We start from the raw sequence: 641 nt of genomic DNA, 5'->3' as shown, positions 1-641 counted from the left end.
TCTCCACGCGGACCGAGGCGGGCGATGTCGGCCACGCGTAAGAGCAGCCTCACGCCGGAGATGAACGTGACGCCGCTGGTGGACGTGGTGCTCGTCCTCCTGATCATCTTCATGGTCGTCACGCCGCAACTGGAGGCCGGCGCCGCGGTGGAGCTGCCCGCGGCGATGAACCCGGATCCGGAGAACAAGAACCTGGAGCCCACCACGGTGAGCCTGGCGTCCAACGGGTCGTTCTATCTGGACCGCAAGCAACTGACCCGGGACGCGCTGGTGGTGGAGCTCAAGGCGCTGCACCAGGCGAAGCCGGACGCGCCCGTGGTGCTCAAGGCGGACCGGGGCGTGGCGTACGCGCAGGTGCGCGGCGTGTTCAAGGCGATGCAGGACATCGGGTTCCCGGGCATCAGTCTCCAGGTCATCGACCGGAAGAAGAACTGAAGGGGAGGCACGCGCCATGGCTTTCGACGTCGGTGGCAACAAGGGCGGCGGCGTCCGCCCCACGATGAACGTGACGCCCCTGGTGGACGTGGTGCTCGTCCTCCTGATCATCTTCATGGTCGTCACGCCGCTGATGACCAAGAACCTGTGGATGAACGTGCCCGCGAAGCCGGACAAGAAGGAGGACACCACGCCTCCGCCTCCGG

General features: G+C 66.6%; 2 protein-coding genes. Both read left to right on the top strand.

Annotated elements, in window-relative coordinates:
- Window positions 1-24: 24 nt before the first annotated feature.
- Window positions 25-435, top strand: a complete 411-nt coding sequence (locus tag D7Y21_RS41345; protein WP_120599766.1) for a biopolymer transporter ExbD — start codon at window positions 25-27, stop codon at window positions 433-435.
- Window positions 436-451: 16 nt separating this feature from the next.
- The coding region (locus D7Y21_RS41340) for a biopolymer transporter ExbD (RefSeq protein ID WP_199735617.1) at window positions 452-641 on the top strand (190 nt) is incomplete at its 3' end.

Source organism: Corallococcus sp. AB045 (assembly GCF_003668895.1).
Classification (GTDB): domain Bacteria; phylum Myxococcota; class Myxococcia; order Myxococcales; family Myxococcaceae; genus Corallococcus; species Corallococcus coralloides.
This window is presented reverse-complemented; position numbering and strand designations above follow the sequence as displayed.

Bases quoted from the DNA above. Each gene is read 5' to 3' on its own strand.
- D7Y21_RS41345 (WP_120599766.1), top strand. From the start codon at position 25: ATGTCGGCCACGCGTAAGAGCAGCCTCACGCCGGAGATGAACGTGACG.